At 60.6% G+C, this 25,909-nt stretch carries 21 protein-coding genes and 1 riboswitch; of the genes, 11 read left to right on the forward strand and 10 right to left on the reverse strand.

All coding sequences use genetic code 11. The features are described 5' to 3' along the window. Positions 1-197: 197 nt before the first annotated feature. The 7 genes from atzF to FGF54_RS01435 form a co-directional block, all read right to left on the reverse strand. Positions 198-2,024, reverse strand: coding sequence for an allophanate hydrolase (gene atzF, locus FGF54_RS01405; protein WP_142778717.1), 1,827 nt, complete (start codon positions 2,022-2,024; stop codon positions 198-200). Further along, positions 2,024-5,560: an urea carboxylase gene (gene uca, locus FGF54_RS01410; protein ID WP_142778718.1), complete on the reverse strand. Its 3,537-nt coding sequence runs from the start codon at positions 5,558-5,560 to the stop codon at positions 2,024-2,026. Before uca ends, atzF begins: the two co-directional genes overlap by 1 nt. 4 nt (positions 5,561-5,564) lie before the next feature. Beyond that, complete coding sequence (locus FGF54_RS01415; RefSeq protein ID WP_142778719.1) at positions 5,565-6,215, reverse strand: urea amidolyase associated protein UAAP2; 651 nt, start codon at positions 6,213-6,215, stop codon at positions 5,565-5,567. A gap of 16 nt (positions 6,216-6,231) precedes the next feature. Next, positions 6,232-7,047 carry an urea amidolyase associated protein UAAP1 gene (locus tag FGF54_RS01420; protein ID WP_142778720.1) on the reverse strand — a complete coding sequence of 272 codons (816 nt, stop codon included), beginning with the start codon at positions 7,045-7,047 and terminating at the stop codon, positions 6,232-6,234. A 162-nt stretch (positions 7,048-7,209) separates the two neighbouring features. Continuing rightward, the gene (locus tag FGF54_RS01425) at positions 7,210-7,956 is read right to left on the reverse strand and encodes an ABC transporter ATP-binding protein (protein ID WP_142778721.1); all 747 of its coding nucleotides are present in this window, start codon (positions 7,954-7,956) and stop codon (positions 7,210-7,212) included. Beyond that, positions 7,953-8,771, reverse strand: coding sequence for an ABC transporter permease (locus FGF54_RS01430; RefSeq protein WP_142778722.1), 819 nt, complete (start codon positions 8,769-8,771; stop codon positions 7,953-7,955). Before FGF54_RS01430 ends, FGF54_RS01425 begins: the two co-directional genes overlap by 4 nt. 60 nt (positions 8,772-8,831) lie before the next feature. Next, the gene (locus tag FGF54_RS01435; RefSeq protein WP_035263173.1) at positions 8,832-9,905 is read right to left on the reverse strand and encodes a putative urea ABC transporter substrate-binding protein; all 1,074 of its coding nucleotides are present in this window, start codon (positions 9,903-9,905) and stop codon (positions 8,832-8,834) included. Positions 9,906-9,978: 73 nt separating this feature from the next. Then, positions 9,979-10,088, reverse strand: a riboswitch (guanidine-I (ykkC/yxkD leader). A 327-nt stretch (positions 10,089-10,415) separates the two neighbouring features. Between FGF54_RS01435 and FGF54_RS01440 the strand changes: the two genes are divergently transcribed. Genes FGF54_RS01440 through FGF54_RS01455 form a run of 4 tightly spaced genes read left to right on the forward strand, consistent with a single transcriptional unit; the run spans position 10,416 to position 14,627 of the window. Next, on the forward strand, positions 10,416-11,660 hold the full coding sequence (locus tag FGF54_RS01440; RefSeq protein ID WP_035263175.1) for a sugar ABC transporter substrate-binding protein: 1,245 nt from the start codon (positions 10,416-10,418) through the stop codon (positions 11,658-11,660). Between the two features lie 46 nt (positions 11,661-11,706). Beyond that, positions 11,707-12,624 carry a carbohydrate ABC transporter permease gene (locus tag FGF54_RS01445; protein WP_059760857.1) on the forward strand — a complete coding sequence of 306 codons (918 nt, stop codon included), beginning with the start codon at positions 11,707-11,709 and terminating at the stop codon, positions 12,622-12,624. Continuing rightward, entirely contained in the window at positions 12,621-13,451 is an 831-nt protein-coding gene (locus FGF54_RS01450) for a carbohydrate ABC transporter permease (RefSeq protein WP_142778723.1), read from the forward strand. Before FGF54_RS01445 ends, FGF54_RS01450 begins: the two co-directional genes overlap by 4 nt. 15 nt (positions 13,452-13,466) lie before the next feature. After that, the gene (locus tag FGF54_RS01455) at positions 13,467-14,627 is read left to right on the forward strand and encodes an ABC transporter ATP-binding protein (RefSeq protein ID WP_142778724.1); all 1,161 of its coding nucleotides are present in this window, start codon (positions 13,467-13,469) and stop codon (positions 14,625-14,627) included. A 46-nt stretch (positions 14,628-14,673) separates the two neighbouring features. On the opposite strand, the gene FGF54_RS01460 is transcribed toward FGF54_RS01455, so the two are convergent. Further along, the gene (locus FGF54_RS01460; protein WP_035263179.1) at positions 14,674-15,435 is read right to left on the reverse strand and encodes a GntR family transcriptional regulator; all 762 of its coding nucleotides are present in this window, start codon (positions 15,433-15,435) and stop codon (positions 14,674-14,676) included. A 222-nt stretch (positions 15,436-15,657) separates the two neighbouring features. On the opposite strand from FGF54_RS01460, the gene FGF54_RS01465 reads away from it, so the two are divergent. The 6 genes from FGF54_RS01465 to FGF54_RS01490 all read left to right on the forward strand — a co-directional run bounded on the left by FGF54_RS01465 (position 15,658) and on the right by FGF54_RS01490 (position 22,634). Further along, a complete protein-coding gene (locus tag FGF54_RS01465) occupies positions 15,658-16,689 on the forward strand; it encodes an L-idonate 5-dehydrogenase (protein WP_059760653.1) in 1,032 nt (343 codons plus the stop codon). Positions 16,690-16,743: 54 nt separating this feature from the next. Further along, positions 16,744-17,892, forward strand: a complete 1,149-nt coding sequence (gene dgoD / locus FGF54_RS01470; protein WP_142778725.1) for a galactonate dehydratase — start codon at positions 16,744-16,746, stop codon at positions 17,890-17,892. Positions 17,893-18,072: 180 nt separating this feature from the next. Further along, entirely contained in the window at positions 18,073-19,272 is a 1,200-nt protein-coding gene (locus FGF54_RS01475; protein WP_142780091.1) for a mandelate racemase/muconate lactonizing enzyme family protein, read from the forward strand. A gap of 11 nt (positions 19,273-19,283) precedes the next feature. Next, positions 19,284-20,051 carry an SDR family oxidoreductase gene (locus FGF54_RS01480; protein ID WP_142778726.1) on the forward strand — a complete coding sequence of 256 codons (768 nt, stop codon included), beginning with the start codon at positions 19,284-19,286 and terminating at the stop codon, positions 20,049-20,051. A 217-nt stretch (positions 20,052-20,268) separates the two neighbouring features. Continuing rightward, entirely contained in the window at positions 20,269-21,897 is a 1,629-nt protein-coding gene (locus FGF54_RS01485; RefSeq protein ID WP_168207965.1) for a Ppx/GppA phosphatase family protein, read from the forward strand. Next, the gene (locus FGF54_RS01490) at positions 21,894-22,634 is read left to right on the forward strand and encodes an RlmE family RNA methyltransferase (protein WP_142778728.1); all 741 of its coding nucleotides are present in this window, start codon (positions 21,894-21,896) and stop codon (positions 22,632-22,634) included. The genes FGF54_RS01485 and FGF54_RS01490 overlap by 4 nt, the downstream gene beginning before the upstream one ends. Positions 22,635-22,653: 19 nt before the next feature. Here the strand turns inward: FGF54_RS01490 and FGF54_RS01495 are convergent, their stop codons facing one another. Both FGF54_RS01495 and FGF54_RS01500 read right to left on the reverse strand, forming a co-directional pair. Further along, complete coding sequence (locus FGF54_RS01495; protein ID WP_142778729.1) at positions 22,654-23,172, reverse strand: transposase; 519 nt, start codon at positions 23,170-23,172, stop codon at positions 22,654-22,656. Next, entirely contained in the window at positions 23,169-24,566 is a 1,398-nt protein-coding gene (locus FGF54_RS01500) for an MDR family MFS transporter (protein ID WP_142778730.1), read from the reverse strand. Before FGF54_RS01500 ends, FGF54_RS01495 begins: the two co-directional genes overlap by 4 nt. Positions 24,567-24,775: 209 nt before the next feature. On the opposite strand from FGF54_RS01500, the gene FGF54_RS01505 reads away from it, so the two are divergent. Beyond that, positions 24,776-25,777, forward strand: coding sequence for an MBL fold metallo-hydrolase (locus FGF54_RS01505; RefSeq protein WP_168207966.1), 1,002 nt, complete (start codon positions 24,776-24,778; stop codon positions 25,775-25,777). Positions 25,778-25,909 lie beyond the last annotated feature (132 nt).

The raw sequence follows: 25,909 nt of genomic DNA on the forward strand, positions 1-25,909 counted from the left end.
TGGCGATGAGCGTTCAGGGTCGAACAGGCGAAGATAGTGTCGCCTGTTCGATATGGCGTCTCCGATGCCCGGAACGGCGATTGCGATGAAACCGGACTTAGCCGTTTCGACGTCCTCGGCCCCAATACATTCCGGCTCGCGCAGTCAAAAGCATCACCGTTGCTCGCCGGAGGATGCCCATATATTTTGAGAAAATGTCACGCATGGCTTTTCCTTTCTTCTTGTTTGATCGACCGGATATAGGCGCGCCACCCGCCAAGGCCTGTCACTTCCACAGCACCCTTGAGCGCATAGGGTTCGCACAGGAAGCCGGAGATTTGTGATCCGTCGTCCAGCGTCACCTTGCCGATGCCAAGGGGAGCGGGAATGTTCTGCACGAAACGTCCGAAGGCTTCGGGCGTCACCCTCCAGACCTCCACCTCCAGACCCGCGCCTTCAAAGCCGGGCTCCCGCAGCAGGCCGGGTTTCGGTGGAACGGTATTCGGCAAGACGAACAGCCGGTAATCCCCCGCCGTGCGGCAGGATTTCATCAGCCGGCCGCCGGGGCCTGTGAGTTCGTGATTGAGCGGCATGCCGGTGAGATGGGCGCCGACGACGACAATCGGCACCAGCCCGTCATCGGTATCCGCCACTTTCGAAGCTTCCGCCAGGGCAGCCTTGCGGTCCTTGCCCATGCCGGGCTGCAATGCGCGGTGCAGCATATCGGCAAATGGCGCCAGCGCATCGTCGGAAAAGGCCGGGCCGAACAGGGTGACACCCGCCGGCAAATGATCCGCGGCATCGAAACCCGCGGGAACAGCGATGGCCGCATAACCGAACAGATTGGCGAAATTGGTATATCGCCCGAAATGGCCGTTCTTCGCGATCGGATCTGCGCGCATCTCCTCCACCGTGTAGGTGGTGGGGGATGTCGGCAACATCAACACATCGGCTTTCGCCCATTCCGCTGATGCCTTCTGGCGAAGCACCTCGAGCCCGTATAGTCCCTCGAAGGCGTCGACGGCATCGTATCGCCTTGCCCCCTCGATGATTGCCCTTACGGTGGGATCGAAATCGCCGGCATTGGTCGCCAGGAAATGCTTCACCGCCGCCAGACGCTCGGCCACCCACGGGCCGTTATAGAGCAGCTCGGCGGCCTGACGGAACGGCGCATAGTCGAAGGGGACGATGTCTGCGCCGAGCATTTTCGCTTTTTCGATAGCCGCGTCATAAAGCGCCTCGAAAGCGGCATTGCCGAAAAATTCCCGTTCCCCGGGCTCAAGCACGCCAATGCGCAGCCCGGCAGCCGGCAGGGCGGCCGGCTTTGCCCTGCGCGAGAAGGGGTCGCCGGGATCATAACCCTCCATGACCCTGCGCACAGCCGCACCGTCGCCCACCGTCGCGGAAAAAACGGTCACGACGTCCACCGAGCGGCATGCAGGTACGACGCCGACATTCGGCACCAGTCCGGGCGTAGGCTTGATACCGACAATATTGTTGAAGGCGGCGGGCACGCGGCCGGAACCGGCCGTATCCGTGCCGAGCGCGAAACTGGCAAGGCCAGACGCCACCGCCACGGCGGAGCCGGAGGACGAGCCTCCCGACACATAAGACTTGTCGAAGACGGAGCGCGGCGCGCCGTGAGGCGAGCGCGTGCCGTTCAGCCCGGTGGCGAACTGGTCGAGATTGGTCTTGCCGATGACGATTGCACCTGCGGCCTTCAGCCGGGCGATGACGGTTGCATCCTGTTGCGGCCGGTAGGCAAAGGCAGGGCAGGCGGCCGTCGTCGGCAGGTCGGCCACGTCGATATTGTCCTTGACGGCAAAAGGCACGCCCCACAGCGGCAGGCTGTTGGCCCTGGGCGCGCGGGTCAGGAGGTCGCGGGCGGCGGCGCGCAGATCCTCGTCCGGCGTCTTCGTTATGAAGATCGCCGGATCGTCCGACGCCTCGATGCGAAGAATTATTTCCTCGACGAGATCGAGCGGGCTCAGCCCCTTTGCATAGGCATCTTTCAGCGACGCGATATCGAGAATGATCGGCAACATTACATGGCCTCCAGAACGACCAGCACGTCGCCGGCCCTGACATTGCGGCCCGGCCCGGCGCGGAGATCGCGCACCTTGCCCGCGGCGTGCGCGTTGACGGTGATTTCCATCTTCATGGATTCGATGATGGCGAGCGTTTCTCCGGCCGCCACCTTCTGCCCTTTTTCCACCAGCACCTTCCAGACATTGCCCGGCACGGCACTTTCAATGCCGAAGCAGCCGTCGGGAATATCGCCGCCGAGGCCGGGACCGACGCCTTCATCGACCACAAAACTGTCGAGCCCCTGATCTTTCCAGCGTTGGCGTTCCGCCTCGAAAGCGGCCTGCTGGCCCGCCTTGAATGCGCCGATTGCGGCGGCATTCTTCTGAAGCTCCGCCTCGTAATCCGCATAGGAAAACTCGCCCTCTTCGATACGGACGGGATAACCCCCATGGGGAAAGGCGGCGCGGGCTTCGGTCAATTCGCCGTGGCTGACGGGAAAGAAACGGACCTGATCGAAGAAATCGAGCAGCCAGGGTTTGTCCTTGCCGAAGACCGGGGTTTGCCGCCACGTATTCCACATCTGGATGGTGCGCCCGAAGAGCTGATAGCCGCCCGGTCCCTCCATGCCGTAGATGCACATATAGGCGCCGCCGATGCCGACGGCGTTTTCCGGCGTCCAGGTGCGCGCCGGATTATATTTTGTCGTGACGAGGCGATGGCGCGGGTCGAGAGGCGTGGCAACAGGCGCGCCGAGATAGACATCGCCAAGCCCCATGACGAGATAGGAGGCGTCGAAGATTTTGTCTTTTACCGCCTGTTCGTCATCCAGACCGTTGATGCGGCGGATGAATTCGATGTTCGAAGGGCACCAGGGCGCATTGGGGCGCACCAGCTCCTGATATTTGCGCATCGCCAGCGCCGCATCCGGATCGTCCCACGACAGCGGCAGCCAGACGGTGCGGCTCGGCACCTTCACCGAGTGAACGGAAGGCATGCCGCTTTCGATTTCGGAAAGAAGGCCGAGCAACCGGCCACGCGTCACATGCGATCCATCGTAGTGAATCTGCAGCGAGCGGATGCCGGGGGTCAGGTCTATCAGGCCGGGAACGCCGGCTTCCCGCACCGCCTGCATCAAAAGATGGCTGCGCAGGCGCAGGCTGACATCGAGCTGCATCGGGCCATATTCGACAAGCAGGTTGTCATCGCCCTGCCGGCGATAAACGACCGGAACCTCGCCATCGTCGCGACGGCCGAGAATGGGAGAGCCGGCAGTGTCGCCAATGCGTTTGACGATGGGACCGGCAATGGGATCTTCCGCCCGCGCAACCGGATGAAAGCGGATCTTGTCGCCCGGTTTGAACTGTCCCATCTTCCATTGCTCGTCCGCGGCAATCACCGCCGGGCAAACGAAGCCGCCGAGGGACGGGCCATCCGGCCCGAGAATGATCGGCATGTCGCCCGTAAAATCGATGGCGCCGATGGCATAGGCATTGTCATGCAGGTTCGAGGGGTGAAGTCCGGCTTCCCCGCCGTCCTCGCGCGCCCATTTCGGCGCAGGCCCGATGAGGCGTATACCCGTGCGGGCAGAATTGAAATGCACCTCATATTCGGTCGCAAACAGGGTCTCTATATCGTCCTCAAGGAAAAAATCCGGCGCGCCATGGGGCCCATAGAGCACGCCCACCGACCATTCGCGGGTCAGGTCGGCAGGTTCGGAGGCGGCTTTCGCATCGGCCTGGGGGACGCGGGCGAGGCGAAGAACGTGGCCGGCGCGCAAGGTGCCGGTGGCGTTGCCGCCGAACTGACCAAGCCCGAATGTGGCGCGCGAGCCGAGCACGACCGGCGCGTCAAAACCGCCGGCCACCGCCAGATAGGCCCGCTGCCCCGCCCCGCCGATCTGGCCGATGGTAAGCGTCTGCCCGGCCTTGACCGTGATCGGGGTGTTATGCGGAACGGGTTCGCCGTCGCACTTCATCGGCATTTCCGCGCCGGCAAGCGCCACCATCACATCCGCAAAGAACTTGAGCACGGGACCGGAAACGGTGATTTCCAGAGCCGCGGTGTGGTCGTGATTGCCGACCAGCCGGTTCGCATGACGGAAGGAACGTTCGTCCATCGGTCCGCTCGGCGGCACCCCGACATGCCACAGGCCGAGACGGCCAGGCAGTTCCTGAAGGCTTGATTGCGCTCCCGGTGCAATGACCTCGACGACATCCGGCACGAAGGGAAAATCCTTCAGTGCCGTGGTCGCGACATTGCCGGTCCGGAAAAGGCTGGAGCCGGCAATCGCCCTGAGATAGTCGAGATTGGTCTCGATGCCTGAAATCGCGGTGTGCGACAGGGCGGCGCCGAGACTGGCGATCGCCGCGTTGCGATCTGCGCCCGTGACGATGATCTTGGCCAGCATGGGATCGTAAGAAGGCGTTACCTCCGTGCCGGTCTCTATCCAGCCGTCGACCCGGACATCTTCGGGAAAAACCACCTCGGTCAGAAGCCCGGCGCTCGGGCGAAAATCGGCATGCGGCATTTCCGCATAGACACGCGCCTCGATGGCCGCCCCCTTGGGTATCAGCTCCTCTGCGCCGGTCAGGACATCGTCGCCGGCGGCCTGACGGATCATCCATTCCACCAGATCGATGCCGAAGACGGCTTCGGTCACCGGGTGCTCCACCTGCAGCCTCGTATTGACCTCCAGGAAATAGAATTCCTCGCGGGCCGGATCGTAAATGAACTCGACCGTGCCGGCGGAGCGATAATTCACCTGTTTTCCCAGCGAGACGGCGGCCGCGTGCAGGCGCGCCCGAACCTCATCGGAAAGCCCGGGGGCGGGTGTTTCCTCGATGACCTTCTGGTTGCGGCGCTGAAGCGAGCAGTCGCGTTCGCCAAGTGCGATCACCCGTCCCTTGCCGTCGCCGAATATCTGCACTTCGACATGGCGGGCCTTCGCCACGAACCGTTCCAGATAGACGCGGGCGTCGCCAAAGCTTGCTTTCGCCGTGCGCTGCACGCTCTCGAAGGCCGCTTTCAGCGCGGCGTCGTCGGCGCAGAGCTGCATGCCGATGCCGCCGCCGCCGGCGGTGGATTTCAGCATGACCGGATAACCGACGGCTTCCGCGGCGGCGAGCGCCTCTTTGACCGAGCCAAGCAGCCCGGAGCCCGGAAGCAGCGGCACGCCGCTTTTCTGCGCCAGTTCCCGTGCGGTGTGCTTCAGGCCGAAATCGGCGATGTTTTCCGGGGTCGGGCCGATGAAGACGATGCCTTCAGCCGCCAGCCTTTCGGCAAAGCTGATATTTTCGGAAAGAAAGCCATAACCGGGATGGACCGCTTCCGCGCCCGTCTTTTTGCAGGCGGCAATCACCGCTTCGACATCGAGATAACTTTCTGCGGAGGGCGCCGGCCCGAGGCGTATCGCTTCGTCGGCCGTCAATGCCGCCCTGGCGAAGCGGTCGGCATCGGAATAGACCGCCACAGAGGCAATACCCATGTCCCGCAGCGTCCTGATGATGCGGACGGCGATTTCGCCACGATTGGCGATGAGAACTTTCTTGAACATCGGCTCAATCCTCCCCGTTCCAAACGAGCACCCGGATCGGCGTCGGATCGAAACCATTGCAGGGATTGTTGATCTGCGGGCAGTTGGAAATGACCAGCAGCACATCCATCTCGGCCACCAGTTCGACGTAGTCGCCGGGCGAGGAAATGCCGTCCACGATGGTCATGCCGCCATTGGGCGAGATGGGCACATTCATGAAAAGGTTGATATTGGAAACGACATCGCGTTTGCCCATGCCGTATCTGGCGACCTCGGCAACGAAATTGTCCCGGCAGGCATGAAGATATTTCGTTCCATGGCCGAAACGCACCGTGTTGCTTTCGCAGGAGCAGGCGCCGGCGGAGGTGTCGTGACGGCCGCAGCTGTCGGCGGTCACGGTCAGCATCACTCGGCCCTCGCTCGACATGATTTTCGTGCCGGTCGAAATATAGGCCGCGCCCTGCGCCCGCACCGTATCCTGACTGGAGTAGCGTTCGGAAAAGTCCCGAGCGTTGTAAAACAGCGTGTCGATGGCCTGCTGGCCGTAAGTGTCTTCGATACGAACCGTGGCGCCCTTGCGGATGAAGGTGGAGAAGGGTTTTTCAGCCGGGACGTAGTGGTTTTGCGCTGCATTTTCAGATGTGCGCGACGAAACGGTTTCAATGAAATCGGTCATGTTCGTTTCTCCCGGCTCAAAGGTTGGAAAGCGCGTTGTTCTCGAAACCGCGCACGGCCTCGGCGGTGGCGGTCCGGCACAGGTCGTCGGCGGCGACCGGAGCGGCCGCAAGGCGGGTGACCGTCACCGGGTTCGGCGCATAGGCCGGGTTGGGATCGAGCGGATGCGGGCAATTGGAAAAACCGACCAGCATGTCCATTTCCGCACGCAGTTCCACATAGTCCCCGCCATTGAGGAGGGCCGGGTTCCAGAAAAACCGGCCTTCGGCATCGACACGCACGGGCGCGAAAAGCGTGAGCGCCGCCGGAATGTCACGGCGGTCGAGGCCGAGCTTCATCGCCAGCTTGATGAAGTTATCGCGGGTGTCGCGCAGATGTGCGCCCTCATAACGGGCGTTGCTCTGCGCGTTCGAGCCGCCGACAAGGCAATCATGCGCGCCGGAACTGTCTTCGGTAATCGAAAACATCACACGCCCCATGTCGGAAAAGATGACGCGGCCTTTGGAAAGCCCCGTCGTCCACTGCACCTTGATCGTGTCGGGCAGATTGATGCGTTCCGAGGTGTCGGCGGCATTCCAGGCGATGAGCGCAATCGAAGAGAAGCCGTGGTTGAGGCTGATGCGCAGCACCTCTTCCCTGCGCAGCCTGGTCGTCCAGTACCAGCCGCCGGGAATGATTTCGCGGTGAAGGATTTTCGTTTCGTCGAGCATGGGTTCGGGCAGGAGGCTGAAGCCGGGCAGCGCCTTGGGTGCGAATTCCAGCCCCTTTTTCTGGTGATCTTCATAACGGGCGCGGTTGGCGGCGATTTCTTCGGGCGAACGTCTTTGGTGCATAAGGTGCTCCATGGCGGTTGAGTTCGGGTCGTCCCGGTGTCTGCCCTTGTTTGCCGGGTCGTCCCGGCGGGCCGTCGGAAGCAATTCCGGCAGGGGTGTTGAGCCGCCCCTCTATCCGCAACTGCGCAGTCGACATCAGGGCTTGGCCCTGATGCATATCGTTCAGGCGGCGACGCCGCCGGCCCGGCGCGGCGGCCAGATCGAAATGTCGCGGGTGACCGTTGCGCCATAGCGCAGTTTTTCCTCCGGGCGGTCGCGTGGGCGCTCGAAAGCGATGACGCGGGTGGCAAGCGTGAAGGCCTCGCGCATGTCGTGCGTCACCATCACCACCGTCATCTGCGCTTCGTTCCACAGCCGTTTCATCAGCTGGTGGATTTCGGCGCGAATGCCCGGATCAAGTGCGCCGAAGGGTTCGTCGAGCAGCAGGATTTTAGGCCGCATCAGCAGCGTCTGGGCAAGCGCCAGGCGCTGCTGCATGCCGCCGGAAAGCTGGGCAGGATATTTGTCTTCCGACCCTGAAAGGCCGACATCGGCGATCATGGTGCGGGCCTCGTCTATCGCGGTCCGGCGGGCGGCGCCGAACAGCTTGCCGCTGACGGGCGACGCTGCAAGTTCCTTGCCGATCAGGACGTTACCGAGCACGGTCAGATGCGGAAACACCGAATATTTCTGGAACACGACGCCGCGGTCCGGTCCCGGTTCGTCGGGCAGCGGTTTGCCGTCGAGAAGGATCGTGCCGCGGCTCGGCCGCTCCTGGCCGAGGATCATGCGCAGGAAGGTGGTCTTGCCGCAGCCGGACGGACCGACAAGCGCGACAAATGCGCGGGATTCGATCTCGAGCGAAACATTCTCGAGCACGATCTGGTCGCCATATTCCTTCCAGACATTGTCGATGGTGAGCGTGCTCATGCCTTGTTCTCCGTTGCCGACCAGGGAAAGACGGCAAGGCGCAGCCGGTCCAGCAGCCAGTCGGTCAGCACGGCGATAAGCGTGATCCAGATGACATAGGGAAAAATCACATCCATCGCGAGATAGCGGCGAACGAGGAAGATGCGATAACCGAGCCCCGCATCGGACGAAATCGCTTCCGCGGCGATCAGGAAAAGCCAGGCCGGTCCGAGCTGGAGACGCAGACAGGTGATGAGCCGCGGCAGGACCTGCGGCAGCACCACGCGCAGCGCGATCTGCCATGAGTTTGCCCCGAGCGTCTCGGCCTTGATGATCTGCTCGCGCGGCAGTTCGATGGCCCTGAGCGCCAGATCGCGGATCATCACGGGCGCTACACCGATGACGATGAGTGCGATCTTGGAAATTTCGCCAAGGCCGAGCAGAATGAAAAGGATGGGCAAAAGCGCCAGCGGCGGCACCATGGAAATGGCGCTAACGAAAGGCGAAAGCAGCGATCGTGCGTAAGGCAGCATGCCGATAAGCATGCCGATGGCCAACGCTATCGCGGTCGCTATCCCCAGTCCGGAAAACAGGCGGACGAGGCTTGCGGCCGTATCCGTCCATAGAAGAATATCACCCGTGCGGGCATCGGGGATGACAGCCAGCCGGTTGATGGCGTCGGCAAGGCCGGCAAAGCCCGGCAGAAGCTTGTCATTGGCGTTTTCGGCAAGCCGTGCCGCCGAGCCGACCGTGTAAGCGATCAGCACGGCCGCAAAGGGCAGGACGGCAAGTCCAAGACGGGCGCCGTTCGAAGGACGCGAATTGATCCAGCGCATGGGAAACTCCGGGGTGATGGCAGGGTGGAAGACCGCGCCGGGGCGCGGTGCGGCTGGTCCTCAGAGCATTCCCTTGGCCGCTTCGGCCATGTAATCCGTCGTGAAGCGGAACTTGACGTTGGACGTGTCGCCGCGGACGGCCCCATCCGGAAACGCGATGCCGATTGCGTCCGCCGATGACGCGCCGTTGCCAAGCAGGCCCTTGTCGAACAGGAAGTGCCGCACCCGGTCCATGGTCTTCGGCAGATCCGGCGAAGCCGTGAAGGCGACCGCGTCCGCCGGCTTGTCGAACAGCTTGGTGGCCGCCATCTGGGCTTCGAAACCGGCAAGATCCGTGCCGGATGCCTTGCCCATCGCCTCGCGCGCCGCTTTGCCTTCCGCGCTCTCGGCGGTCATCACCTTCATCGTATCGTACCAGATGCCCGCGAGCGCCTTGCCGAAATCGGGATTATCCTTCAGCACATCGGTATGGGCGACCATCAGATCGATGATCTCGCCGGGGACTTTGGAACTGTCGAAAACCTTGTTGGCCGAGGAATTCTGGAGAATGGTTGAAACCAGCGGATTCCACGTCACGACAGCGGAAACCTCCGGCGTCTGATAAGCGGCGACCATGTCCGCGTCGGACGTATTGACGACTTTCACATCGCGTTCGGATGAGCCGATGGTTTCGAGCGCCCGTGCAAGCAGATAATGCGACACGGAGAACTCCACGAGATTGATGTTCTGGCCCTTGATCTCGGCAAGGTCTTTTTTGTCCTTGAGGATGACGGCATCGTTTCCATTGGAGAAATCGCCGACGATGACGGCGGTTGTATCGACGCCACCGGCAGCGGGAATCGACAGGCCATCCATGTTGGTCAGGGTCACGGCGTCATAGGCGCCCGCTGTATACTGGTTCATCGATTCCACATAATCGTTGAACTGCGTGACCTCGATATTGATGCCGTATTTATCGGCCCATTTCTTGACGATGCCATGGTCGGCGGCATAACCCCAGGGCATCCAGCCGACATAAATCGACCAGGCGACCTTGAAATCCTTTTTGGGCGCAGCATCCGCTGTCGAAACCAGCGGGAGCGCAAGAAGGCCCCCCAGCGCGGAAATGGAAATGATCGTTTTGAAAGTCTGCATTGGTATTCCCCTTTTGCTTGTTCTCAAAAAGGGATCGGCATAGACCAACGCCGCCAATCCCTTGGCTAACGAGGTCTCCCGGGCTTTTGTCCCGCCGTGCATCCGTGCGAGATTTCTCCTCGCACAGTGGCTGCTCTCGGACCAGTCATGCAAACCTGCACCGGAACCCTAGCGGCCAACTCGGAATAAACGAAGCAAACCGCGTGCCAGATTGGATTTCGGGCTTTGACGCGCGATTTCGTCAAAATGCGAAGAAGAGTGCCCGATTTGTGTTCTTGCCGATGGGCTTTCAAGCATATTTTTTAGGCGCAGCTTCGGCGAGCCGCCGTGTCGTGGCTTTCACCAGGCCATTCAGTCACCATCGTCATCGCAGAATTGCCAGCGCGCAACAACGCAAAATAATAGCGTTGACTTTCGTGAAATATCACAACATTCTAGTTGGCGGATGAGGAAGCATGTCCGGCGGTGGAGGAAACGTCCGTCGGATATGTATAAGGATGGAGGATCCAAATGGCTTATCTGCATTCAAGACGTGGAATTGTTCGCGGCGCCCTGGCGTCCGTGCTGCTGGTCTCGGCGCTATCGGGCACGGCCTTTGCGCAACAGGCGAAAGAGAAGATCACATTTGCCGCGGCGATGTTCTCCGAGGCAGGCCGCGGTGACCGCGCCAAGGCGTGGGTTCAGAAATTCAATGAAAGTCAGGACAAGATCGAGGTCGAGCCGATCGCGATCCCGTTCTCCAGTTTCGCCAACACCGTCTTCACGCAGATGGGTGGGGGCGGCGGCCCGGATCTGGTTCGTTTCGACCAGATCGACTATTTCGCAGCCGTCCCTTCGGGGCGCGTTCTTTCCCTCGAAGGCCTTATCGATCCGTCGCAGTATAAATTCATCGGCCCCGACAAATATCTCGCGGTGAACGGCAAGCGTTATGGTGTGATCTTCGATTCCACCGGTTACGGGCTTCTTTACAACAAGGATATCGTCAAGGGCGCACCGCCCACGACATTCGAGGATTTCCTCAAGGTTGCCAAGGAAACAACGGGTGACGGCAAATATGGTTACGCCTATCGCGCCACGATGGCAGAACGGGCCGGTTTCTGGCAGGACGTCTGCAATTTCGTCTACGGATTTGGTGGCCGCTGGAGCGACGCTTCCGGCAATCTGACGGTAAACAGCCCCGAGGTCATCAAGGGTATCGAGGCCTATAAGGCGGTCTACGATCTCGATGTCATTCCGAAAGGCGCCGATGCCGCCACCTACCGGCGCATGTTCTGGGAAGGCAAGATTGCCATGAATGTCGACAATGGCGGCGTTGCGGCGATCTTCCACCAGAATTCCCCGAACCTTCCCTTTGCCGCCGCACCTTCTCCCTTCCCGACGCCGGCCCAGGGCCTGATCATGACCATGCTGTCGATCAACGCCAATACCAAGCACAAGGATGCGGCTGTCACCTTCCTGAAATGGGCGTTGGAGCCGGAAAATCAGCAGGGCCTGCAAAAGGCCATGGGAACCATCGTCGGCACGGTGACGCAATATTCCGCCGAGGACCTGGCGGCGCAGCCCTGGCTCACCGTATACGACAAGCAGGTCGAAACGGCGGTCCCGCAACTGGTCATGGGCCTTGAGACGAAGACGCCGGAAATCCAGCAGATCGTACTCGAGAGTGTGCTGAAGGTTCTTCAGGGCGGGGAAAACCCCAAGGACGCCATGGATGCCGCGCAGCGGCTGATCGAGCGACGGGTGCTGCGCCGCTGATGCGGCGCAGACTTTACCTGCAATTTTCACAAAGCGAGTAATGTCGATGCGATCATCCGACTCACGTAGCGGGATCGAGGGTAGCCGGTGGACACCTTATTGGTTCGCCGCGCCTGTCGCCCTTTATCTTCTGCTGTTTCAAATCTACCCCTTGCTGCAGGAGTTGAAGCTCAGCTTCACATCGACTTCGCTGCTGTCTCCCGACGACCAGCTCTTTGTCGGTTTCGAAAACTATCTCTACATCTTCGAAACCAGCGATTTCGCGCAGGTTCTCTGGGTCACGCTGATCTATACGATCCTCTGCGTCGTGCTGGCGATCGGTTTCGGTCTCGGTACGGCGCTGCTTCTCAACAACCCCTTTACCGGACGCGGTATTGCCCGCGCCCTGGTAACGGTGCCATGGGCGGCGCCGCCGGTTGCCGTTGCACTGATCTTCACCTGGATGCTCAACTCCCAATATGGCGTGTTCAATTATGCGCTGCGGGTGCTGGGCCTGCCGTTTTCCAGTGAAAACTGGCTGGACAATCCCTCGCTTGCCCTGCCTGCCATCATGATCACGACCATCTGGCAGATCTTTCCGTTTTCTTCGGTCGTCATTCTGGCAGCTCTGCAGGGCGTTCCATCGGAAGTGCGCGAAGCTGCGATTATCGATGGAGCCGACCGGTTCAACGTCTTCAAGACGGCTGTATGGCCGACCATCCAGCCGACCGTGCTGTTGCTCGCTCTCTTCGTCACCATCTGGTCGCTACGCCGTTTCGATCTGATCTGGCTGATGACGCAGGGAGGTCCGATCGGCGCGACCAATACGCTGGTGATCGAGCTCTACCGCCAGGGCTTCGTCTATCGCGAGCTCGGCAGTGCTGCTTCCATCGGCATGGTGGGCCTCGCCATCGCGCTCGTCGTGACAATGATCTACTTCAAGATATCGCAGCGTGCCGAACGTGCGCAGGGGAGACGCGCATGAAAACCTCTCCCTGGCAGCACAGCCTGCGCATGATCAGCGTCCTTGCCCTTCTCGGTGTTGCTGTCTTCCCGATATATTGGATGTTGGTGACATCGCTCACCACGTCTTCGGAGCTCTTTGCCGCAACCCCGCAGTTCCTGCCGTCGTTTTCGGAACTGAATGTTTATCGGGACGTGTTCAAGACCATACCGGTTGCGACATGGCTGAAAAACAGCGTGATCGTTGCCTCCGGCACGACGGTGCTGAGCATTGTGCTGGCGATCCTGCCCGCCTATGCGCTCTCCCGTTTCCGGTTCGCCGGTCTTGCTCTTCTCGGCTTCGTGCTGTTTGCCACCCAGATGCTGCCCGAAGCCATGCTGGTCGTGCCGCTCTACGCCATCTTCGGCGATCTCGGGCTGCTCAATACTTTGACCGGCCTGATCCTCGCCAACACCGCCTTTACGGTGCCGGTCATCGCCTGGATTCTCAAAGGGGCCATCGATGCAGTGCCGATCGAGGTTGAAGAGGCCGCCCGTATGGAGGGGTGCTCCAAGCTCGACGTGGTGCTTCTGATCGTGGTGCCGCTGATTGGGCCAACGCTCGCCGCCGCCTCGGTCATCGCATTCTTCAACGGCTGGAACGAGTATGTTTTCGCCCAGACGCTCATCAGCAGCGAAAGTCTGCGCACCGCCTCGGTGGGGCTCGCCGGTTTCGTCGGCGAATTGTCGACGCCCGTGCATTCCGTCATGGCCGTCGGCTTCATCTACACGCTGCCTGCTGTCCTGTTTTACCTTCTTGTCCAGCGTTATGTCGTGGCCGGTATGACGGCCGGCAGCGTCAAGGGCTGATAAAGGATCTTTGAAATGGCATCCATTACCCTGAAAAGCGTCAGCAAGAGTTTCGGCGCAAAGGACGTTATCCGCAATATCGATATCGCCGTTTCGGACGGCGAGTTTCTGGTGCTGCTCGGCCCTTCGGGCTGCGGAAAATCGACGCTTCTGCGCATGCTGGCCGGTCTTGAAAGCATTTCCGGCGGAGAAATACTGATCGGCAGCCGCCGCGTCGACAATCTGCCGCCAAGCGACCGCGACATGGCCTTCGTTTTCCAGTCCTATGCGCTCTATCCGCATCTGACCGTGCGCAGGAACATGACGTTTCCGCTGGTGATGAAACAGTTCCGCTGGTGGCATCACCTGCCGATCATCGGAGGCCTTGTCAGGCGGCGGATCGAGAATTCGCCGCAGGTGAAGGAAATGGTGCAGCGTAATGCGAAGATACTGGGCCTGACCGAGATGCTGGACCGGTTTCCGCGCACCCTGTCGGGCGGGCAGCGGCAGCGTGTCGCGCTAGGCCGGGCGATGGTGCGGCAGCCCGAAGTCTTCCTGATGGATGAGCCGCTCTCCAATCTGGATGCCAAGCTCAGGACGTCGATGCGGGCGGAAATTTCCAAGCTGCATGCCGATATCGGCGGTACATTCGTTTATGTGACCCACGATCAGGTCGAGGCCATGACGATGGGAACCAAGATCGCGCTGATGCGCGACGGTGTCGTTCAGCAATTCGGTTCGTCCCGCGAAATCTATAGCGATCCGGCCAATACCTATGTCGCGCGCTTTATCGGCACGCCGCCGATGAACCTCATCGAAGCCGATGCGGCAAGCGGTGTCGTCAGCGTCGGTGGCATTGCGCTGGCATTGCCGCAGGGCCTGTCGGCAGCGGTCAGGGTGGACGGCAAGGTTCTGTTCGGCATCCGCCCGAATGCGATCCGGCTGACGCCTGAACGTCAACCCGGCAGCGTCGAAGGAACGGTGACGCTGGTGGAGCATATCGGCGCCGAATCCGTCATTGCGGTCACGCTCAGCAATGCCCGCACGGCGCATCGCGAGGAAGGTGAACTGGACGCCGTCATGGTCACCGAACAGGGCTATACCGGGCTTAAAGTCGGTGATCCCGTTTCGCTGGCGTTCAACCTCGATGACGCCGTTCTGTTTTCCGCCGAAACCGGCCTGCGGCTACGCGCATAATCTTCAGCACCGGAGCCGGATCATGAAGAACGCAAGAGGCGATACTTCACAGCGAGATCAGCGATTCCAGGCTGGAATCGAGGATGGATGGATCGATGTCCCTCTCGAGGGCATCGAACATCCGGTCGACATAGTCGATCAGCTGGTCGGACGCCTCGACGGCCAGCGCGACATTCCGCTTGGCGATTGCCTCGAGTATGCCGATATGGCTCTGGATACTTCCGGCCAGGCTTTCCGCGCCGCCGATATTGCGGTGATGGATCAGGCCGATGCGCCGGAACAGGGTGTGGAGCGGCCGCAGCGTATGCTCGAGGAACGGCTCTCCCGCCGCCAGCAGGATCAGCTTGTCGATGCGGCGGTCGAAAATATTGAAATCGCCGATCGCCATCGTATCGCGCTGGTCTTTCAGAATGCGGGTGATGTGCAGCATCTGCGAACGGTGCGTGGACGTGGAGTGCTCGGCGGCCAGCGACACGACGAAACGCTCAAGGTCGCGCCGCAAACGCAGAAGCATTCGCTCGCGGGCGAGGTCGATGGGCGCGATCTGCAGGCCATGACGGGGCTGAATGATCACGAGCGTATCGGCGGCCAGCCGGCTGACCGCCTGATGCACGGGCGTGCGGCTCAATCCGGTCTCTCTCTGCAGGTCTTGAATGGAAAGAAAGCGGCCCGGCTTGAGTTCACAGGTAATGATCAGGTGCTCGATGCGCTCATAGGCAAGCTCCGTCAGGTTGACGCTGTTGCGTCTCTTCTTCTCCTGCGGATTGCCGTCCTCATCTTTCGTCCCGTTCTTGTCTTCACCGGTCATGCTTCATTCCTCGAGATTCTGCCTGACGTTACCGTTCCGTCTCGTCAGTTGCAAAATGCAATAACAGGAAATTTCTCAATATTTCAGATTTCCAGAATTTTCAAAGGAAGCACCGTCACGGCGAGAAAGCTTTTCGCCAGCGTGCGGCACCATCAAACCAAAAATTGTCTCGCTTGAAGGCTGCTCAGGCACCGTCACAGCGAAATCAGGAAGGAAAATTCGATGTTAGGCGTTATCATTCACGCTCAGAAGGATCTGCGGATCGAACCCGTGGCCAGCGTCGCCCCGGCTGCCGGTCAGGTTCGGATTGCCGTCAAGGCCGGAGGTATTTGCGGTTCCGATCTCCATTATTACCTGCATGGCGGCTCCGGCAGCATCCGCGTGCGTGAGCCGATGGCGCTCGGCCACGAGATGGCCGGCATTATCGAGGAATGCGGCGCCGGTGTTTCGCATCTGGTGCCGGGCATGCGGGTGTCGGTCAATCCGAGTTCTCCCTGTTACGAATGTGAATATTGCCGGGAGGGCGCCCATAACCAGTGCATGAACATGCAGTTCATGGGCAGCGCCATGCGCCTGCCGCATGCGCAGGGCGGTTTTCGCCAGAGCATCACCGTCAGCGCCGCCCAGGCAATTCCGATTGCCGAGACGGTTACCATGGCGGAAGCGGCCATGGCCGAGCCGCTCGCGGTTGTTCTGCACGCCATGAAACAGGCGGGGCCGCTTCTGGGTAAGCGGGTTCTTGTCACGGGCTGCGGTCCGATAGGGGCATTGTGCGTGCTGGTGGCGCGGAATGCGGGCGCTGCGGAGATCATCGCGACGGATGTGGGCGAATTCCCGCTGCAGGTCGCGCGTAAACTCGGCGCGACAGCGGCTCTCAACATGGCGACGACGCCGGAAGCGCTTGCGCCCTACGCCACGGGCAAGGGTACGGTCGACATCTTGTTCGAGGCCTCGGGCAATCAGGCTGCGCTCAACGGCGCACTCGCAGCCATCCGCGCCGGCGGCATCATCGTCCAGCTCGGGCTTGGCGGCGATGTTACATTGCCGATCAACGCCATCGTCACCAAGGAATTGCAGCTGCGCGGCACCTTCCGTTTCGACAGTGAGTTCCAGCAGGCGGTCGATTTGATGAACTCCGGCCGCATCGATCTGACACCGCTCGTAACCCATACTTTGCCGTTTCAGGAGGCGAATGACGCGTTCATGCTCGCCACTGACAGGTCGCGGGCGATGAAGGTGCAATTGTCGTTCTGAGAGACACCGTGGGTGCGGCGATCCGCTTCGATGGCGGAGATGAAGGCAACTATCATGAAGATCACAAAACTCACCACCTATATCGTTCCTCCACGCTGGATGTTCCTCAAGATCGAGACGGATGAGGGCATCACCGGCTGGGGCGAGCCCGTGGTCGAAGGCAGGGCTCTGACGGTTCAGGCTGCCGTGCATGAGCTGGAGGATTACCTCATCGGCAAGGATCCGTTCCTGATCGAGGATCACTGGACGGTCATGTATCGCGGCGGTTTTTATCGTGGCGGTGCGGTCCATATGAGCGCGATTGCCGGGATCGACCAGGCGCTCTGGGATATCAAGGGCAAGGCGCTCGGCCAGCCGATCCACGCGCTGCTCGGAGGCCAGTGCCGCGACCGGATCAAGGTCTATTCATGGATCGGCGGCGACCGTCCGAGTGACGTGGCGAACAATGCGCGGGCCGTCGTCGCTGCGGGCTTCAAGGCGATCAAGCTGAATGGCGCCGAAGAGCTGCAGATCGTCGACGGCAACGACAAGATCGACGCCATCGTCGCGACGATAGGCGCCGTGCGCGATGCGGTGGGGCCGCATATCGGCATAGGTGCCGATTTCCATGGCCGGGTTCACAGGCCGATGGCCAAGGTGCTGGCGAGGGAACTCGAGCAGTTCAAGCTGATGTTCATCGAAGAGCCGGTACTTTCGGAAAATCTCGAGGCGCTGAAGGAAATCGCCAATCATTGCTCGGCTCCGATCGCGCTCGGCGAGCGGCTTTATTCACGTTGGGATTTCAAATCCGTCCTCTCCGGCGGCTATGTCGATATTATCCAGCCGGATCTTTCGCATGCGGGCGGAATTACCGAATGCCGCAAGATTGCGACGATGGCGGAGGCCTATGACGTCGCCCTTGCGCCGCATTGCCCGCTTGGGCCGATTGCTCTGGCTGCCTGCCTGCAAATCGATGCTGTCAGCTACAACGCATTTATCCAGGAACAGAGCCTTGGCATTCACTACAATCGGGGCAGCGACCTGCTGGACTACATCACCAACAAGGATGTCTTCCGTTACGAGAACGGGTTTGTCGAAATACCGCAGGGTCCCGGCCTGGGTATCGAGGTTGATGAGGCGCATGTGATCGAAATGGCGAGGCAAGGCCATCGCTGGCGCAATCCGCTCTGGCGTCATCAGGATGGCAGTCTCGCCGAATGGTAAGCGCAGCGATGAGGCAGGCTTTTCGGACAATGACGATTCTCTCCGTTGGAACCAGTGCATCGGAGAGCTGATGAGAACCGCCTTTGGGACTGGAGCATGTTTTCTTGTGAGAGATAAGTAGATGGTCCTGTCCATGCAATTTGGAAACGAAACGACGGGCAGACAGAAATGGAAGCAATGATGAAAATAACTGCGATCAAGACTTTTCGGGCAGAAGAGTTCTCCAACGTTCTATGGGTGCATGTGGAGACCGATCAGGGCGTTACCGGTCTCGGCGAAACCTTTTATGGGGCGGCGGCCGTCGAGGCCCACATCCACGATACGCTGGCAAGCCGGCTGGTGGGCCGTAACCCGCTTCATATAGAAGCCCTTCACCGGGAAATGCTCAACCTGCCGATGGCCCATGCCTCGACGGGGGCGGAACACCGTGCGGCTTCCGCAGTCGACATCGCGCTGTGGGATATTTTCGGCAAGGTATGCGGGCAGCCTGTTCACCAGATGCTGGGCGGGCTCTGCGTGGAGAAGATGCGTGTCTACAATACCTGCGCCGGAAGCCGCTATGTGCGGACGAAGAAGATCAAGCCGGTCGATACATGGAATTTGGGTGAGGAAGCCGGTCCCTACGAAGACCTCGACGGTTTCATGAACCGGGCGGGCGAACTGGCGGAAGATCTCCTGTCGAACGGGATCACGGCCATGAAGATCTGGCCGTTCGATCCTCCGGCGATGGAAAACCGCGGTCTGTTCATCACGGCGGAACAGATGAAGACGGCGATCAAGCCGTTCGAGCTGATCCGCAAGGCGGTCGGCGACAAGATGGATATCATGGTCGAGTTCCATTCGCTGTGGAACCTGCCGGTCGCCAAGCAGATCGCGCGGGTGCTCGAGCCGTTCAAGCCCACATGGTACGAAGATCCGATACGGATGAATTCGCCGCAGGCGCTTGCCGAATACGCGCATTCCACCGATGTGTGGACCTGCGCCTCCGAAACGCTCGGCACCCGCTTTGCCTATAAGGACTATCTCGACCGCGACGCCGCTCATGTCGTCATGGCCGACCTGTGCTGGACGGGTGGCCTGACCGAGGGCCGCAAGATCGCGGCCATGGCGGAAACCTATCACCGGCCTTTTGCCCCGCATGACTGCATCGGCCCGGTCGGCTTCGCCGCCGCGATCCACATGAGCTTTTCGCAGCCCAACACTCTTATCCAGGAAAGCGTGCGCGCCTTCTACAAGGGCTGGTATCGCGAACTGGTGACGGAGGTTCCGCGTATCGAGGGCGGCTTCGTTTATCCGATGGAAGGCCCCGGTCTCGGCACTGAACTGCAACCGTCCTTCTTCGAGCGCTCGGATCTGTCCGTCCGCGTCTCTGAACTCTGAGGGGAATCGTCATGAGCGTTTCACTATTCGATCTCAGCGGTAACACGGCGCTGATCACCGGTTCGTCCCGCGGTTTGGGGCGGGCCTTCGCCGAGGGGCTGGCGAATGCCGGCGCCCGGGTGATCCTCAATGGCGTCGACGCCACCCGACTGGAAGAGGCGGCTGCGGCGATGCGCTCGACAGGTCGTGAGGTGCTGACCGCGGCGTTCGACGTGACCGACGAAGCCGCTGTCATCGCAGCCTTCGAGCGGTTCGACCGGGACGGTATCCGGGTGGATATCCTCGTCAACAATGCCGGCATCCAGTTCCGCAAGCCTATGCTGGAGCTGGAGAGCGCCGACTGGCGAAGGGTGATCGACACCAATCTGACGTCGGCCTTCCTCGTCGGCCGGGAGGCGGCCAGGCGAATGGCGGAGCGCGGCTCCGGCAAGATCATCAATATCGGATCGCTGACCTCCGAACTCGCCCGGGCAACGGTTGCGCCTTATACCGTGGCGAAAGGCGGCATCAAGATGCTGACCAAGGCCATGGCGGCCGAGTGGGCCGAAAAGGGCATTCAGGCCAATGCGATCGGCCCCGGATACATGATCACCGATATGAACGAGGCCCTGCTCGCCAACCCGGAATTCGACGCCTGGGTCAAGGCGCGTACGCCGGCGCGACGCTGGGGGCGTCCGGAAGAACTGGCGGGAACCGTCATCTATTTTGCGTCCGCCGCATCCGATTACGTCAATGGTCAGATCGTCTATGCCGATGGCGGCATGATCTCCGTGTTGTAGGCGAGCGCCCGCAATTCGTTTCGTCACGCTTGGGGAGAGCGTGACGGGTTCAAGCAAAACGCGCGGAGGAGCAGCATGAAACTCCTATCGATAAAGCGTGCATTCCGCGCGGGCGTCACGCAACCTTGGTGACGTGTGAGCCTTTGCCACACGCCGCCCGGCAAAAACCATTTGGCTAAAATCGCTTGCGCTGGTATTGTCCGCCCAACGAAACCTTATGAAAGCCAGCAGCATAGCGTCTACGCTTGTGCGCGGCGAAATGGACAAGACAGTGATCGACCCCGGAAACGGCCCAAAGCCGTCGGAACAAGGGGCGTCGGTGGCGAACAAAGGGAAAGCGAAGCGATCCCGTCGTGGCAAGAAACACAAGCGTGACGGTCAGCCCCGTGACGCTGCTGTGCTGTCGCATGATGTTGCCGCGGATGTTCCGGCCGGTTCCTCCTATGTATCGGCTCTTGAGCCGGATGCCGAGCCGCGCAAGAGAAAGCGCCGCAGGCGCTCTCGCGGCAAGGGTGCGTCTCAGCAGGCTGCCCCAGTTTCCAGCGCGCAGACGCAGGCTCCAGCTGCAACAGATGCTGCCAATCCATCTTCCGTGCCGCCGGGCGCAGGGCGAAAGTCGCGCCACCGCAAGCGCGGTCACCGCGATCCGCGCAGCCGCGATCCACAGGGCCGTCCGCTGGTTCCCACCCATGCGCCGAAGCATGTCGGCAAGCAGAATGGTCGCGCCAATGGGGCCGGGCAGGAACCGCACCGGCAATCTGAAATATCCGCGCGCCATGCAGGCCGCCAGCATGAGCATGGCCAGGAGCCGCCGGCGGATATGTATGCCGCGCTCGATCTCGGCACCAATAATTGCCGCCTATTGATTGCGCAGCCGACGCGGCCCGGCCAGTTCCGGGTCGTCGATGCCTTTTCGCGCATCGTTCGGTTGGGCGAGGGGCTGGTGTCGAGTGGCCGGCTTTCTGACGACGCCATGGATCGAGCTGTCGAGGCGCTGAAAGTCTGCTCTGCGAAACTCTCCGGTCGTCCGATCAGGCGCATGCGGCTCATCGCCACCGAGGCCTGCCGCGCTGCGTCGAATGGCGAAGAGTTTCTGGCGCGGGTTACGCGGGAAACGGGACTGAAGCTCGAAATCATCAGCCGCGAGACGGAAGCCCGCCTTGCGGTGTCTGGCTGTGCTTCTCTCGTCGGGCGCGAAGCACGCTCCGTCGTGCTGTTCGATATCGGTGGCGGATCGTCGGAAATCGCCGTCATCAAGGTCGGGGAAAACCGCTCGAACCGGCTCGCCAATCACATCACCCACTGGACCTCGTTGCCGGTCGGCGTCGTCACGCTTTCGGAACGTCATGGCGGGCGCGATGTGACGCCGGACGTCTTCGCCGCCATGGTGCGGGAAGTCGAGCGGCTGCTCGATGCCTTCCATTGCCCGCCTCTCGCGCCGCAAACCCATCACGAGGATTTTCACCTGATCGGGACCTCGGGCACGGTCACGACGCTTGCCGGCGTCCATCTCGATCTGCCACGATACGATCGCCGCAAGGTGGATGGGCTCTGGCTTTCCGATGCCGAGGTGACGGCGATGCAGGACAAGCTGCTCGCATGGGATTTCGCGGGTCGCGCCGCCAATGCCTGCATCGGGCCTGACAGGGCCGATCTGGTTCTGGCCGGCTGCGCCATTCTCGAGGCCATTCGCCGCCGCTGGCCGGCACGCCGGATGCGCGTGGCGGATCGCGGCCTTCGCGAAGGCCTTTTGACGGATATGATGGCGGATGACGGCGCATGGCGGCGCAACCGCATAAGGCGCATGCAGATGACACGGCAGGACAGGACGGAAGGTTTGACATGAGCAAGGCGCCGACAAGCACCAATCGCACCGGCCGAAAGATCGGTCAGAAGGTCAAGAAGACCAAGCTCAAGGCCTCATCGCGCCGTTGGCTTGAACGCCATATCAATGACCCCTATGTGCAGCGCGCCAAGCTTGAAGGCTATCGCGCCCGCGCCGCCTTCAAGCTTCTGGAAATCAACGACAAGCACCAGATATTGAAGGGTGCGACCCGCATCATCGACCTTGGTGCGGCACCCGGAAGCTGGTCGCAGATTGCCTCCAAGGTGACGGATTCCACCGAGGAAGATATCCGCGTCGCGGCTATCGATTTTCTCGAAATAGATCCCATTCCCGGCGTGAAAATCCTGCAACTCGACTTCCTCGATCCGACAGCACCCGAAAAGCTGATGGAGGCCGTTGGCGGCACGCCCGATCTGGTGCTGTCCGATATGGCGGCTCCGACCACGGGCCACCAGAAGACCGACCACATCCGCACCATGCATCTGTGCGAAGTCGCGGCCGATTTCGCCGTGCAGGTGCTGGCGGAGGGCGGCCATTTCCTTGCCAAGACCTTCCAGGGCGGCACGGAAAAGGCATTGCTCGATATGCTGAAGAAGAACTTCAAGCAGGTCCTGCATATCAAGCCGGCATCGTCACGCTCGGAATCGGTCGAGATGTTCCTGCTTGCCAAGCACTTCAAGGGCCGCAGAAACGAGCCGCAAGTCGATGCGGACGCTGAAGAGGCGGCTGAGGACTAGGTCCTGTTGACAAAGTGGCTCAGTCAGCGCCCTTCTCTGACCTTCGTGCCGTGGCTTTCTGCAACTCGCGCCACAGAAGGTGATAGAAGGGGTTGCCGGTACTCTGCCAGAAGTCGGGGCTAGAGGCGTTAAAAATGAGCGCAGTTCCGAACGACACAAAGATCGAGAATATAACGAAGATCAACGCGCATAAGTTTGCCACCAGAGCACCGCCGATCACGACGGTCAGGCCATCACTCCTAATAGAAAGCCGTTCCTCGAATACATAACCCGTCAGACATAACGCTGCAAAAGTCGCGATGAGGATCGGTAGAGCCCAGAGCGTCTGCTTTTTTGTGAGCATGAGGTGTCCTCTATGGCTGGTTGGGGTGAGGCTCCCGAATATGCTTACATTTTGGTGGTAGTCAAAGTTTCCACTGCCACCACCCCCGAAAAATGCCGAAAACGACGTCGTGGTTTTTTCGTAGCGGGTAATGATCCCACGAAACTGCTTCATCTGATTGAACACGCGCTCGATGCGGTTTTGATTTCTGATCATTCCGCCGGTTGCGAGATCTTGCCGCGGTGACCGGAAACGGCCGCCCCGGCCTGTGCGTCCATGCGGATGATCGGCACGATGGCGAAGAGCGAGACCAGCGCCACGATGGTGAAGGCGATGTGGAAATCGGCAAGTTGCAGATGCGTGCCTGATATCATGCTGCTGACTTCCAGAATGGAAGCGGCGAAAGCGACGCCGAGCGCAAGGCTGATCTGTTGCATCACCGAGGCCATCGAGGTCGCCTGACTGGCCTGGCTGTCCTCGATATCGGAATAGCTGAGCGCATTCGATCCGGTGAAGAAGAACGACCGGGCAAAACCCGCCGTGACCAGAAAGATCATGATCAGCGGGTAGGGGGTGTCAGGCGTGAAGAAGCTGTTGGCGAGCGTCGTGCAGGCGCCGACGATGCCGGCCCCGATCAGCGTCGATTTGAACCCCGTCGCGGCAAACACCCGCTTGGCCATGAATTTCGTGGTGATTGCGCCAATCGCGCCCGCAAAGGTGATCATGCCTGATTGAAACGGGTTGAGCCCGAAACCGATTTGCAGCATCAGCGGCATCAGGAAGGGAATGGCGCCCGTCGAAATGCGGAAGATGGTGCCGCCAACGGAGGCCGCCCGGAACGTCGCATTCTGAAAAATGCGGAAATCCAGAATGGGGGCGGGATGGCGCGCGGCGTGGCGCATGTAAAGAAAGCCGCAGATAAATCCGATGATCGTCGAGGCGATGCCGATCGCAGGCGGCAATGCCGGAAGGCTGACGACCGAAACGCCGAAGACAACGCCGGAGGCAGCAATGCCTGATAGCACGAAACCCTTGCCGTCCATCGGTGGCGGATTGGTGGTTTCGATTTCCGGCAGAAAGATCGTCGACAGCCAGATGCCGATGACGCCGATGGGCACGTTGATCAGGAAAATCCAGTGCCATGAAAAATAGGTGGTGATGAAACCGCCGATCGGCGGACCGGTCAGCGGCCCCACAAGCGCCGGGATCGTCAACAGCGCCATGGCGGAAACGAGTTCCGTCCGTTTCGTCGTCCGCAGGAGAACGAGACGGCCAACGGGCGTCATCATTGCACCGCCCATGCCTTGCAGGAAACGCGAGAGCACGAATTCGAACACCGACGACGACACCGCGCAACAGATCGACCCCACCACGAAGACGCCGATGGCGAGACGGAAAATTTTCTTCGCGCCGTATTTGTCGGCCATCCAGCCGCTGATGGGAATGAAGATCGCCAGCGACACCATATAGGCGGTCAGCGCGAGCTTGAGGGTGATCGGGCCGACATTGAGGTCTGCCGCGATTGCCGGAAGCGAGGTGGCGATGACGGTGGAGTCCATCTGCTCCATGAAGAGAGCGACTGCCAGGATGAGGGGAATGATGCGGTTCATGAGGCTGCCTGCGGCTTTCCGCTGCGACAAAAGATATCGCCGTTCCTCCTACGCCTGATAAGCGGGCTTGCCAACACGTTAATTATCAATTTCTCAAGTTCCGATCAAACCTGCGTGAGGCCGGTTTTCTTGCAACTTTATCGCTCTATTGTCCGTTGGCTTGGTTCAGTTGGCGATCACGGCCAGTTGGCGATATCGGGAGAAAGATAATGACCCAATCCTTGAGCATGAGCAGACGCGGCCTCATCGGTGCGGCGGGCGCAAGCGTTCTCGGTGCGCCGCTGTTGATGGCGCGCACGGCAACGGCCCAGACCAACCAGCCGCAAACCTCCATGGAGATAGAACACGCGATGCCGCCTGAAACCAATCGCTTCAAGCTCGGCAATTTCGAAGTGCTGGTGGTGAAGGATGGTGCACGCGCGGCCCCCAATCCCGGCGAGACCTTCGGCACCGACCAGTCGGCGGAGACGGTCGGAAAATTGCTGGAAGACAATTTTCTGCCGAAGGAGCAATTCGTCAATTCGTTCTCGCCGGTCCTCGTCAATACCGGCACGGATCTCGTGCTGTTCGATACCGGTTTCGGTGAAGCCGGGCGCGGTGCGGGCAATGGCCGGTTGATCGAGGGCATAGCGGCCGCCGGTTATACGCCGGAAGATGTGACCGTGGTGGTGCTGACCCACATGCATGGCGACCATATCGGCGGGCTGATGGAAAAGGGCGCTCCGGCTTTTTCCAAGGCGCGCTACGTGTTCGGCCAGGCGGAATATGATTTCTGGACGGATGAGAAGCGCGTCGGCACGCCTGCCGAAGGCGGTCACAAGGGTGTCATTGCCAACGTCAAGCCGCTGGCGGAAAAGGCGACCTTCATCGGCGATGGTGCCGATGTGGTCTCCGGTATCACCGGCATTGCTGCTTTCGGCCATTCGCCGGGGCACATGATCTTCCGGGTCGAATCGGAAGGCAAACAGCTGATCCTGACGGCGGATACGGCCAACCATTTTGTCCTTTCGCTGCAGAGGCCGGACTGGGAGGTGAAGTTCGACATGGACAAGGCAGCAGCGGCAGCGACCCGCAGGAAGGTCTACGACATGATTGCCACCGACCGTTTGCCTTTCCTTGGGTATCACATGCCTTTCCCGGCGGTCGGTTACGCGGAAAAGCTGGATACCGGCTATCGTTTCGTGCCGAAATCCTATCAGTTCGACATCTGATGCATGTTGCGCAAAAGTGTTAAGCGGTTTTGCGATAACGACATGCATAAAAACAAGCAGTTAGAGCCCATCGTGTGGAACAGGAATCCACACGATGGGCTCTAACGTCTGCTGCAATGCAGCAACAGAAAA

It is taken from the genome of Agrobacterium sp. T29 (genome assembly GCF_006970545.1).
Classification (GTDB): Bacteria; Pseudomonadota; Alphaproteobacteria; order Rhizobiales; family Rhizobiaceae; genus Agrobacterium; species Agrobacterium leguminum.

What these genes read in the sequence shown, in the direction of transcription:
- atzF (WP_142778717.1), bottom strand. Translation starts at nt 2,024, where the DNA reads ATGTTGCCGATCATTCTCGATATCGCGTCGCTGAAAGATGCCTATGCA.
- uca (WP_142778718.1), bottom strand. Translation starts at nt 5,560, where the DNA reads ATGTTCAAGAAAGTTCTCATCGCCAATCGTGGCGAAATCGCCGTCCGC.
- FGF54_RS01415 (WP_142778719.1), bottom strand. Translation starts at nt 6,215, where the DNA reads ATGACCGATTTCATTGAAACCGTTTCGTCGCGCACATCTGAAAATGCA.
- FGF54_RS01420 (WP_142778720.1), bottom strand. Translation starts at nt 7,047, where the DNA reads ATGCACCAAAGACGTTCGCCCGAAGAAATCGCCGCCAACCGCGCCCGT.
- FGF54_RS01425 (WP_142778721.1), bottom strand. Translation starts at nt 7,956, where the DNA reads ATGAGCACGCTCACCATCGACAATGTCTGGAAGGAATATGGCGACCAG.
- FGF54_RS01430 (WP_142778722.1), bottom strand. Translation starts at nt 8,771, where the DNA reads ATGCGCTGGATCAATTCGCGTCCTTCGAACGGCGCCCGTCTTGGACTT.
- FGF54_RS01435 (WP_035263173.1), bottom strand. Translation starts at nt 9,905, where the DNA reads ATGCAGACTTTCAAAACGATCATTTCCATTTCCGCGCTGGGGGGCCTT.
- FGF54_RS01440 (WP_035263175.1), top strand. Translation starts at nt 10,416, where the DNA reads ATGGCTTATCTGCATTCAAGACGTGGAATTGTTCGCGGCGCCCTGGCG.
- FGF54_RS01445 (WP_059760857.1), top strand. Translation starts at nt 11,707, where the DNA reads ATGCGATCATCCGACTCACGTAGCGGGATCGAGGGTAGCCGGTGGACA.
- FGF54_RS01450 (WP_142778723.1), top strand. Translation starts at nt 12,621, where the DNA reads ATGAAAACCTCTCCCTGGCAGCACAGCCTGCGCATGATCAGCGTCCTT.
- FGF54_RS01455 (WP_142778724.1), top strand. Translation starts at nt 13,467, where the DNA reads ATGGCATCCATTACCCTGAAAAGCGTCAGCAAGAGTTTCGGCGCAAAG.
- FGF54_RS01460 (WP_035263179.1), bottom strand. Translation starts at nt 15,435, where the DNA reads ATGACCGGTGAAGACAAGAACGGGACGAAAGATGAGGACGGCAATCCG.
- FGF54_RS01465 (WP_059760653.1), top strand. Translation starts at nt 15,658, where the DNA reads ATGTTAGGCGTTATCATTCACGCTCAGAAGGATCTGCGGATCGAACCC.
- dgoD (WP_142778725.1), top strand. Translation starts at nt 16,744, where the DNA reads ATGAAGATCACAAAACTCACCACCTATATCGTTCCTCCACGCTGGATG.
- FGF54_RS01475 (WP_142780091.1), top strand. Translation starts at nt 18,073, where the DNA reads ATGAAAATAACTGCGATCAAGACTTTTCGGGCAGAAGAGTTCTCCAAC.
- FGF54_RS01480 (WP_142778726.1), top strand. Translation starts at nt 19,284, where the DNA reads ATGAGCGTTTCACTATTCGATCTCAGCGGTAACACGGCGCTGATCACC.
- FGF54_RS01485 (WP_168207965.1), top strand. Translation starts at nt 20,269, where the DNA reads ATGAAAGCCAGCAGCATAGCGTCTACGCTTGTGCGCGGCGAAATGGAC.
- FGF54_RS01490 (WP_142778728.1), top strand. Translation starts at nt 21,894, where the DNA reads ATGAGCAAGGCGCCGACAAGCACCAATCGCACCGGCCGAAAGATCGGT.
- FGF54_RS01495 (WP_142778729.1), bottom strand. Translation starts at nt 23,172, where the DNA reads ATGATCAGAAATCAAAACCGCATCGAGCGCGTGTTCAATCAGATGAAG.
- FGF54_RS01500 (WP_142778730.1), bottom strand. Translation starts at nt 24,566, where the DNA reads ATGAACCGCATCATTCCCCTCATCCTGGCAGTCGCTCTCTTCATGGAG.
- FGF54_RS01505 (WP_168207966.1), top strand. Translation starts at nt 24,776, where the DNA reads ATGACCCAATCCTTGAGCATGAGCAGACGCGGCCTCATCGGTGCGGCG.